Below are 9,143 nucleotides of genomic sequence, written 5' to 3'. Positions count from 1 at the left end.
AAATTTTGGGTTTAATTTTTTTCCATAATCAGAACACAAATAGTAATCAAAATTCTGATTTTCTAGTGTTTCTAATTCATACAAAACTTTGGTTTCAATCCGTTCAATAAATTCCGAAAAATAATGTTGTAAATTAAATTTCAAAGGTTGTGTAGCCAAGCGCCCATCGATAGCAATGATCGCTAAGCGTAATTTGCGATGGCTTAAAGTTATTCGATTAATTGCCCCAAGGATCGTTGAAAAAATAAGCTGTTGTTCTCTTTTGGAAAATAAATAATGGTAAACTCGAAAAAAGTCCTGATAGACTAATGAGCTATAATAGCGAATTAACGATTGCGTCCCTTCATTTTTAATATCTTTATAGCGTAAATCAATACTATCAGAAACGCCCAATTTTATTTTTAAGCTAATTGGGATCATAATTTTTAATAGATCTTTTAAGCAAGTATAATCATCAAAAACATCCATCTGTAAATATTGAGAAACTCCCTTTAAAATAAAGTTTCTTATTTCTTCTGCTAGAAAGATCAGTGTATTATAATTTTCTTTGCTGCAATCAACAAAACGATATAAATCTGTACTAAAAATAGCTACGTAGGTCAAAAATTGAATAACCTCTGGCGTAAAGTCAAAACCCTTAAATTTGATTTTTAATTTTTGCAACACTTCCACAACTAGCTCATACTCATCCGTTGCACAGTAGTCAAAATCGATTATTGGTAAAGACAAATGAAGAGTATCTTTTTGTAGCTTACAATTACAAAAATATAATAAATAGATAATAAAACGCTCTGCATTAATATCGGAAAATACAATTCGTGAATGAATGATCGTTTCATAAAACGTCCTACTTATTGCGGATTTTTCTAGCTCATCACAGTCAAATAGTTGGTTATAAGCTTTAATCCCGAAATCATGATTGTTACTTTTATCAAAATACCGATACATGCGAACAGCAAGCATAATCTTTTTGAATAGAGCGCCCTCAATATACATGCCATAATGAGGGCGTATTTTTAAATATAAATCGTATTTTGCAAGCATTTTTTTGACTTCTTGCATCTCATGATTTAAAGAATAGCTAACAGAAATTTCTGCCTGTATATCCTCTTCTTTGACAGGTTTTTCAGAAGACAGAAGCCGACGAATAATATAACGAACGCGACGATCAAACTCGCCTTCACTTAATATTGAAGGGTAAATTTGAAAAAATTGTTTGATTTTGTTTTCAACTTCTTTATTCATTACTTCTAGTTTATAACCTTTAGATGGCTTAGAAGTAATAAATACTTCTTCTGTGCAAAATATTTATTTTAAAGATAAAACGTCAGACTTAATCGTTCGAGAAGTCACCCCTAATTCTTCTGCTAATTGCATGCTGGTGAAATAACCTTCTTGACGAAAAAGAAGGAGAAATAAAGATTGCAGCCTAGGTTCATCTGCTAAAATACGAAGTTCTTCTGTATTTTCAAAACTCACGATTTTCCCTCCGCGCTATTCTAGATACATTGTTTTCATTTGCTGAACCATTTGTTCGGTTAATTTTAATTCTTTTTTTACGTAGTTTTCAATAGAGCCGTAACGATTATTAATCGTGTCAATCGATTCTTCAATAAATTCTGGTTTGGTATCAATAAAAGAATACAGTTGATTCAACACGACTGGGTCACTTGTCAATTTTTTATACCCTGCCATTTTCGTCTGATTTCTTTTGATCCGATTTTTTGCAGTTAAAAGATAATCTTCGACTAAATCTTCTTTTTTCACTCCCAATGTTCCCAAAACAAGCATGGAACCAAAACCGGTCCGATCTTTTCCTCCTCTGCAATGTTGTACTACAGCGGGAGCGTCAGGATCAGCAACAATTTGTAGCATTTTAGAAAAAGCTTGTTGTGACTCTTTTTTAGTCACAAAAGTACGATATTGAGTTAAGACAACATTACTATGGTCCACTAAAGTTCCTTTTTCTTTTTGTTCAATAATTTCATTAATTAAGTTTATATCTTCATCTTCTTTAGAAGATTGAAATTGAGCCGCTAATTCGGCAGCATGCGCAGACGGATCTATCTGATAGGTTTTTACGTGTTCATCAATTTTCTTATTGGGGTATTTTTGCGTTTCTACATTACTACGATAGTCAACGATAGTATGAATGCCCAGTGTTTGTAAGTAAGCAATCCCTTTATCTGTTGCATTATAAATATGATCGGAACGATATAGTTTTCCCCACTATACCGTTTTTCCTGAGTTAGTCTCATATCCTCCCATATCTCTAAAATTATTCATACCTTCAATAGGCAAAGTTCGTTCAGCTGTAATATACTGGTCTTCTTCTGTTTTAATCAAAAAGTAAGGACGATGAGAAAGTTCATTTAGCTCAATATCAAAATTTTCTTGTTTTGTTTTTAATAAAAACTTTGATTGCGAATTTTCTATCAAAAATACTTCTACTTCTCGTTCTTTGTTAGTCATAGGTATTTCAAAATGAAAATAATTTTTTCTGGTCTGTTCTACTTTATATCTATTTTTCATATCATTCTCCTAAAACGCCAGTCGCAGTTAAAAGAATTGATAAAATCATAATCGCAAGTATCAATAAAGGCGCATGTTTTCCATTTGTTTTCTTTAAAATTTTGTACACAGCAAAAGTAATCAACAGACTAAACAACCCCGGCATTACTTGATCAAACATCTCTTGAAATTCAATGACATTATCACCCGCAGAAATTTTAGCCACAACATTTACATCTACGACTGACGCAATAAGCGCGCCAACAACCATTAAACCAACAATATTAGCGATATTGGACAGACGTTGCAAGATATTACCACCGGTGCCTTCAATCATTTCCATGCCTTTAGTATATCCCAAATGAATGCCATAATATTTAATAGACACATTAACTACATTATATAGTAAAAACATAACAATAGGTCCTAAAATACTCCCGTTTAACGCTAAAGAGGCGCCGATACTGCCACAAATTGGCAACCAGGTAAATTTTAAAATGCTATCGCCAATACCTGCAAGAGGACCCATAAGTCCCGTTTTTACATCCGTAACGGTTTGTTTTTCTTCCTCATCTGTTGTTTCTTCTATAGCAGCTGCAATGCCTAGAATCAAAGCATCAGAATTGACATGACTATTAAAAAATTCGAGGTGTCGTTTCATTGCAGTTGCTTTTAATTCTTTTGATTGTCCTTCATATAAACGTTCTAGAACAGGAACAAAACTAGATAAAAAACCGATCGCTTGCAGTGATTGAAAATTGTTCGTTACATTTAATAACTGCATACGCCAAAAAACACGATTCAAATCATGCTTTGTAATTGTCATCTTTTCAGTACTCATAGATCGTATTCCTCCTCTTCATCATCTGTTGTATCGGTTGCTACACTTTGTGCTGATGCTTGGGGAGATTGTTTTATTGCTAAATCATAAATAAATGCAATCGGTAAAGCAATTAAGGTAATCGGCAATACAGATAGAGCCAAATAAACCGCTAAGGTAAAGCCAGCTACTAAGAACATCCAAAGCTCCCCTTTTTTGATCATCATCAACATTAATAAACCAATTCCGACGGAAGGGATAATTGAACCAGCAACACTTAAGCCATCCATTATCGCATCAGGTAAAGCTTCGACAGCCGCGTCTATCGCACCAGCACCAAAATAAATGGCTAGAAAAGTGGGAACAGCTCGAACCAAAAAGGCAATAAGCATAGGGATGTAATTAATTCGAAAAACTTTGGAAAAATCACCCGTTTCAGCAATTCGATCAGCAATTGGATTTAAATAAGTAATTGTCGAGCGATAAAGGATTAATAATTGTTGTGCTAACAATGATGTAGGAACAGCTAGCGCTACAGCAGTTGCTGTTCCACCAGAAGCTATACCTAAGGCAGTGCCAATAGCAGTACCAGAAATAATGCCTGGAGCAGAATATGCCCCAACATTTCCGATCCCCATCCACATCACTTCTAATGTGGCACCAATATAAAGCGATGTTTGTAGGTCTCCCATAATTAATCCAACCACCGGAGCAATCAGTAAAGGTCTACGCAATACCTGTGTTCCAATATCATCAATCGCACAAATTCCTGCCCAACAAGCAACTAATAATGCAGAAATCATTGGATAACCTCCTTTAGATTGACCCTTTCATCATTTGGTACCATCTGAACAGTTATATCTAGCCCATCATCAAGCAACTTTTGAAAAGCTTGTTTTTCTTCTTCTGTGACCGCTAATGCTTTAGACAAACGTTGTCTGCCTTCTTGATAACGCATACCGCCAACATTTAGCGCATCAATCGGAATGCCAGCATTTACTGCTCTCAATACATCCACACTCGTTGTAAATAAAAGCATCGTACGGCGAGTAATCTCATTTTTCTTAATAATTTCGCCAAATTTTTCTACTGGGAATGCTTGTACCTTAATCCCTTGAGGGGCAGACATTTTTAAAATATTCTTTTGCGTCTTGTCCCCTGCAACCTTGTCATTTAAAATAATAATTTGTTCAATTCGATGCATATTTGCCCAAGTCGTTACCACTTATCCATGAATTAAACGGTCATCTATTCTACTAAAGACTATACTCATCGTCATCTTCTCCTTCTAAATCTTCATTTGTTCGTATAAATAAACCCTGTCCATAAGCGTTGGTAATTATTTCTTTAAGAGAGTAAATATCTTTTGTGCGGTTTGTGAATACCTCTAGTAAGACGGGTAAATTCACTCCTGCAACCACTAAAGCATCTTCGCGTGTTAATAATTCACTAGCTAGATTTGTGGGCGTACCTCCTACAATATCCGTAAATATAATAAGTCCGCTACTTGTATCAAGTTGGTTGACTTTATCGAATAATTCGTGTTTTAATTTTTCTACGTTATCAACAACAAAAACGCTAACTGTATCGTAATTATCTTGCTCACCCACAATCAGTTGTGCACTTTCCATTGCTGCCTTACCGAAATTACCGTGTGTCATGATAATAATTCCAACAGTTTCTGCCATTTCACTTTCTCCTTTCTTTTTTCACCAACCATTTCATTCATTTAAACAATTACTTGTTATAGCTAAATTATAAAAATTATTAAATCGTTTTCAACGATCGATATTTCACTATATATAGTGAAATATACCCAATTAGACCGTAATTTTTAATTGGAGAAGTAGTTTCTTCAATAAAAAAGTAACAAGATCGATTCATTACCCAAAAAATAAAAACGTATAAATCATTTTTATTGAAGAGTATTTCTTCAATTCGCTATTCAACATTTTGATATTGGATAGCAAATAATATATTTTATAATAACTATTGTTTTCTTTTGTAAATAATTAAAAGATTCTCTAAATACTTTTTCCAAATAACTCCCTGTTAAACTGACAAAATCAAAAGCGTACCATACAATGTACATATAAGGATGGTGTTTAAAGTGGATTCAATAACAAGAACAAATCTCAGAAAGGATTTATTTAGAACTATTGATAAAGTGAATAAAGACAACACTCCGTTGGAAATTACAATTAATAGTAACGAAGGTACAAATGAAGGTGTTGTTATGCTTTCCAAAAGAGAATATGAAAGAATGCAGGAAGAGCTTTATCTGCGTGAAACTGATACCTTAGACTACGTCTTTGATCTGATGGATAATTCTGCAGAAGATGATTTTGAAGAACTATGAGTGTTTGGAGAGTTAAAAGCATAGAGTTATAAAAAAAGAGCATATTCTATCACTTGAGAAATCCGGATTAAAAAAAGACTTCGATGAGATTGTTGATACGTTAAAAGAAAATCCTTTTGCAAATGTCCGAAAACAAGAAAAATTAAGTCCAAAAAGTAGAGGGCTTTACTCTATGAGAATAAATAATAAACATAGAGTTGTTTATTCAGTTAATAAAAAAGATAAAGAAGTCATAATTTTAGCAACATGGTCGCATTATGAAAAGGATATACCAAAATTATAAAGACTAGATAAAACTGATATTGCAAAGTTTTATTTAGTCTTTATTTTTCTTATCAAGAGGTAAATTTCAATTTTGTCCTCACTTTATTAAATAAATGCTTAAGGATTGATTAGAAGTAAAATTAGACCCTGCTAAGCGCATATAAGTAATCGAAAGTAGTGAGCTAAAAAGGAAATAAGCACATAAGTTCAGCAAACTAGTGGGGTTAAAAAGAAATAAGCTCATAAGTTTGCCTGAGTAATGTGCTTATTTTACTTACCCCTATAAAAAACTGGCTACTATGAATTAACTTCACAGTAATCATTTTTTTAACTTCATCGGCGTAGCTGTTGCTTTCAATGTTTCATTTAACTCATCAATGTTTTGTTTACCTTGTGTTTGTAACCATTCAATAGCGGCTTGTTCACCATTTTGTACAAAAACAGGAACGCCATCTGCCCAAGTTGCCCGGCCGCATAAGACACCATTAAATGTCGATCCGGCTTCTTTAGCAAAACGCAAGGTATCACGAAATAGTTCAGCTGATACGCCGGCGCTTAAGAAAATAAAAGGTAAGTGCGTGGCTTGCGATTGTTCGACAAAATATTGTGCTGCTTCTTTCTTGCTATAAACAACTTCATTATCACTATAACCTTCAACAAAAGCCATATTCACTGGAACTTCTACTTTTAATACGTCCACATGATATTTTTCAGCGGAAAATTCTTTCATCATTTCATTCACTTTATGCGGTTTTACCTTCGCATATTCGGCGCTTTTTACATCTATGCCAGAAGCATCATAGGAAACTAATTCTAAAAAGAATGGTAAATCTTCTGCTACACATTCGGCACCAATCCGTTCAATAAAGGCATGCTTTTGGTTATTAATGAATTCATCTTCGTCCACATCGTAGTAAAGTAAGAACTTGCAAGCATCTGCACCGGCTTCTTTCAAGCGATGCACTGACCAAATATCTAATAAATCTGGTAAGCGTCCTGGCGTAGTTGTATCATAGCCTGACTTTTCATAAGCAAGTAACAAGCCACTCGTACCGGCTTTCTTTCCAGCTGCAGGCAATCCATATTCAGGATCTAATAGAATAGAAGAAGTATATGGCGTCAACTCGGTTGCAACTAAACTTTTAAAAGCGATAATATCATCTGCTGCCGGCTCTTTGAAAGGTGCGATCATTTTTTTCATGGCGCCACGTTGATCAATCGCCAAAGCACTAATGACGCCATCTTCATTCATCAGTTGTTGCAAGTGTTCTTGTTTATTCATTCGTAATTATCTCCTTTTATGATTGAGCAATGTTTGAATTCAATACGTCAGCAATTTCAGAAGCTGATGTAGCATTTTTTAATTTATCCGTAACATCAGCTTTCATTAACAATCGCGCTAATGTAGATAGAAGACTTAAATGCGTGGTGCCAGCTTCTGTATCGGGAACAAATAAAGCAATAATATATTTGGAAAGGCTACCGTCCATGCTATTCCATTCAATCCCTGCATGAGGGTAAACAATAATGACCTCAGCCTCTTTGATTAATTCATCCTTAGCATGAGGAATTGCAAAACCATCCATCATACCAGTTGTACTTTCCTGTTCTCTTTCATTGAACTTTTGATAAACTGCTTTTTCATCAGTGGCAATACCTGCTTTTACTGCTTGTTCTGCTAAAAATTCAAACACTTCGTCTCGCGTTGTTAAATCCTGGTTTAAAAAAATATTTTCTTCTTTAATGTACTGTTGCATTATGCTACCTCACTTTCAGCTGTCTTATTTTTTTCTGCAGCTCTTTTTTGTTTAAAACCAAATAGCAACCCTGCAATAATGGACCCTAATAAAATGGAAAATACCCAAGCAGCTTTTCCTGTAACTACTGGTAAAACCAAGAATCCACCATGGGGCGCTGGAACTTGTACGTTGAACATATATGTCAATACAGCAGCAATGGAAGAACCTAGCATGAAAATTGGAATATTACGTAACGGATCTTTAGCTGCAAAAGGAATGGCGCCTTCAGTAATATGGGTTGACCCCAAGATAAAATTAACAAATCCTGCATTTCGATCATTTTTATCAAAATATTTTCCAAAGAATAACATAGCAAAGCCAGTAATCAATGGAGGTGCTATACAAGCGGCTGAAACACCTGCCATAAAGGTGGTATTTCCTTGGGCCAAAAGAAAAGTACCAGTAACGTAAGCGGCCTTGTTAAATGGACCTCCCATATCAAAAGCGGACATACAGCCAATAATAATACCTAAAATGAGCGGATTAGAGCCTTCAAAGTTAACTAGAAAGTCCATCATCGCTTGATTGATCGCTTCCATAGGTCCACTCAATAAAGACATAATTACGCCAACAACAAAAACCCCGATAACTGGATAAATGAAAATCGCCTTTAAGCCATCTAATGATTTCGGCATTTTTTCCAATAGTTTTTTCAAAGCTAGCATGAAATAGCCTGCTAGAAAACCAGACAAGATCCCGCCTAAAAAGCCAGTTCCGCCGTCATTGGCGATTAATCCACCTACAAAACCAACAGCTAATCCCGGACGTTGCGCAATTCCTTCTGCGATATAAGCAGACAAAACAGGAACCATCAAGCCCATCGACATATCTCCAACGCCTTTAATCATGGCAGCGGTCGCATTATATTGTGAACTGTCAGGGTCTGCAGAATAAACTCCCCAAATGGCAAAGGAAACCGCCATCAAAATCCCGCCAGCAACGACAAAAGGTAACATATGCGAAACGCCATTCATCAAGTTATTATAGATATCGCGGCCAATACTATTTTTTTGCTTTGTCTCTTCTGTTACATTTTCTTCTGCTTTTTCTTCTTTTCTATCCCCTTCTAGAATCGTTCCTTTTCCTGCCAGTGCGTCGGCAATTAATTGATCTGCTTCTTTAATTCCTTTTCCTACAGCGACATTAATTACGCGTTTGCCCGCAAAGCGCTCTTTTTGTACATCTTTATCTGCTGCAATGATCACAGCGTCTGCTTCCTTGATTTCCTGTGGAGTTAATTCATTTTCAATGCCCACTTGTCCATGAGTTTCAATTTTAATGGTTACACCTTTATTTTTAGCTGCTTGCTCTAACGCTTCTTGCGCCATATAAGTATGGGCAATCCCCGTAGGGCAACCTGTCGCTCCCACAATTTGGTACTTTGCCATGA

At 35.3% G+C, this 9,143-nt stretch carries 12 protein-coding genes and 1 pseudogene; 2 read left to right on the top strand and 11 right to left on the bottom strand.

The genetic code is table 11. The features are described from left to right. The 8 genes and pseudogenes from TS1_RS08775 to TS1_RS08750 form a co-directional block, all read right to left on the bottom strand. Positions 1 to 1,245: BglG family transcription antiterminator (locus TS1_RS08775; RefSeq protein WP_217994589.1), on the bottom strand; the 1,245-nt coding region annotated here is incomplete at its 3' end. 63 nt (positions 1,246 to 1,308) lie between these two features. Beyond that, positions 1,309 to 1,479, bottom strand: coding sequence for an HTH domain-containing protein (locus TS1_RS12415; protein WP_169792367.1), 171 nt, complete (start codon positions 1,477 to 1,479; stop codon positions 1,309 to 1,311). 15 nt (positions 1,480 to 1,494) lie between these two features. Continuing rightward, a pseudogene (locus TS1_RS08770) lies at positions 1,495 to 2,217 on the bottom strand (tyrosine-protein phosphatase); the annotation flags it as partial. 12 nt (positions 2,218 to 2,229) lie between these two features. Further along, positions 2,230 to 2,532 (bottom strand): tyrosine-protein phosphatase, encoded by a 303-nt coding sequence (locus tag TS1_RS12720; protein ID WP_245610120.1) that lies wholly within the window; start codon positions 2,530 to 2,532, stop codon positions 2,230 to 2,232. Between the two features lies 1 nt (position 2,533). Further along, the gene (locus tag TS1_RS08765; RefSeq protein ID WP_068709873.1) at positions 2,534 to 3,352 is read right to left on the bottom strand and encodes a PTS system mannose/fructose/sorbose family transporter subunit IID; all 819 of its coding nucleotides are present in this window, start codon (positions 3,350 to 3,352) and stop codon (positions 2,534 to 2,536) included. Beyond that, positions 3,349 to 4,134, bottom strand: coding sequence for a PTS mannose/fructose/sorbose/N-acetylgalactosamine transporter subunit IIC (locus TS1_RS08760; protein WP_068709871.1), 786 nt, complete (start codon positions 4,132 to 4,134; stop codon positions 3,349 to 3,351). Before TS1_RS08760 ends, TS1_RS08765 begins: the two co-directional genes overlap by 4 nt. After that, the gene (locus tag TS1_RS08755; protein ID WP_245610119.1) at positions 4,131 to 4,556 is read right to left on the bottom strand and encodes a PTS system mannose/fructose/N-acetylgalactosamine-transporter subunit IIB; all 426 of its coding nucleotides are present in this window, start codon (positions 4,554 to 4,556) and stop codon (positions 4,131 to 4,133) included. The genes TS1_RS08760 and TS1_RS08755 overlap by 4 nt, the downstream gene beginning before the upstream one ends. Positions 4,557 to 4,587: 31 nt before the next feature. Beyond that, the gene (locus tag TS1_RS08750) at positions 4,588 to 5,019 is read right to left on the bottom strand and encodes a PTS sugar transporter subunit IIA (protein ID WP_068709868.1); all 432 of its coding nucleotides are present in this window, start codon (positions 5,017 to 5,019) and stop codon (positions 4,588 to 4,590) included. 422 nt (positions 5,020 to 5,441) lie between these two features. On the opposite strand from TS1_RS08750, the gene TS1_RS08745 reads away from it, so the two are divergent. Together TS1_RS08745 and TS1_RS08740 are read left to right on the top strand one after the other, a co-directional pair. Further along, entirely contained in the window at positions 5,442 to 5,690 is a 249-nt protein-coding gene (locus TS1_RS08745; RefSeq protein WP_068709866.1) for a type II toxin-antitoxin system Phd/YefM family antitoxin, read from the top strand. A gap of 28 nt (positions 5,691 to 5,718) precedes the next feature. Further along, positions 5,719 to 5,973, top strand: coding sequence for a Txe/YoeB family addiction module toxin (locus tag TS1_RS08740; protein WP_068709864.1), 255 nt, complete (start codon positions 5,719 to 5,721; stop codon positions 5,971 to 5,973). Between the two features lie 300 nt (positions 5,974 to 6,273). Here TS1_RS08740 and lacD read toward each other — a convergent pair whose 3' ends face one another. From lacD to TS1_RS08725, 3 genes are read right to left on the bottom strand one after another with little or no spacing between them, the layout of a single operon-like run. Continuing rightward, positions 6,274 to 7,236: a tagatose-bisphosphate aldolase gene (gene lacD / locus TS1_RS08735; RefSeq protein ID WP_068709862.1), complete on the bottom strand. Its 963-nt coding sequence runs from the start codon at positions 7,234 to 7,236 to the stop codon at positions 6,274 to 6,276. Between the two features lie 16 nt (positions 7,237 to 7,252). Next, entirely contained in the window at positions 7,253 to 7,711 is a 459-nt protein-coding gene (locus tag TS1_RS08730; protein WP_068709860.1) for a fructose PTS transporter subunit IIA, read from the bottom strand. Beyond that, entirely contained in the window at positions 7,711 to 9,141 is a 1,431-nt protein-coding gene (locus tag TS1_RS08725; protein WP_068709859.1) for a PTS fructose transporter subunit IIC, read from the bottom strand. The genes TS1_RS08730 and TS1_RS08725 overlap by 1 nt, the downstream gene beginning before the upstream one ends. Positions 9,142 to 9,143 lie beyond the last annotated feature (2 nt).

It is taken from the genome of Tetragenococcus solitarius NBRC 100494 (assembly GCF_001544195.1).
GTDB lineage: Bacteria > Bacillota > Bacilli > Lactobacillales > Enterococcaceae > Tetragenococcus > Tetragenococcus solitarius.
The sequence above is the reverse complement of the archived record's forward strand: the minus strand, read 5'-3'. Positions and strand labels throughout refer to the sequence as shown.

What these genes read in the sequence shown, in the direction of transcription:
- TS1_RS08725 (WP_068709859.1), bottom strand. Translation starts at nt 9,141, where the DNA reads ATGGCAAAGTACCAAATTGTGGGAGCGACAGGTTGCCCTACGGGGATT.
- lacD (WP_068709862.1), bottom strand. Translation starts at nt 7,236, where the DNA reads ATGAATAAACAAGAACACTTGCAACAACTGATGAATGAAGATGGCGTC.
- TS1_RS12720 (WP_245610120.1), bottom strand. Translation starts at nt 2,532, where the DNA reads ATGAAAAATAGATATAAAGTAGAACAGACCAGAAAAAATTATTTTCAT.
- TS1_RS08750 (WP_068709868.1), bottom strand. Translation starts at nt 5,019, where the DNA reads ATGGCAGAAACTGTTGGAATTATTATCATGACACACGGTAATTTCGGT.
- TS1_RS08730 (WP_068709860.1), bottom strand. Translation starts at nt 7,711, where the DNA reads ATGCAACAGTACATTAAAGAAGAAAATATTTTTTTAAACCAGGATTTA.
- TS1_RS08765 (WP_068709873.1), bottom strand. Translation starts at nt 3,352, where the DNA reads ATGAGTACTGAAAAGATGACAATTACAAAGCATGATTTGAATCGTGTT.
- TS1_RS08760 (WP_068709871.1), bottom strand. Translation starts at nt 4,134, where the DNA reads ATGATTTCTGCATTATTAGTTGCTTGTTGGGCAGGAATTTGTGCGATT.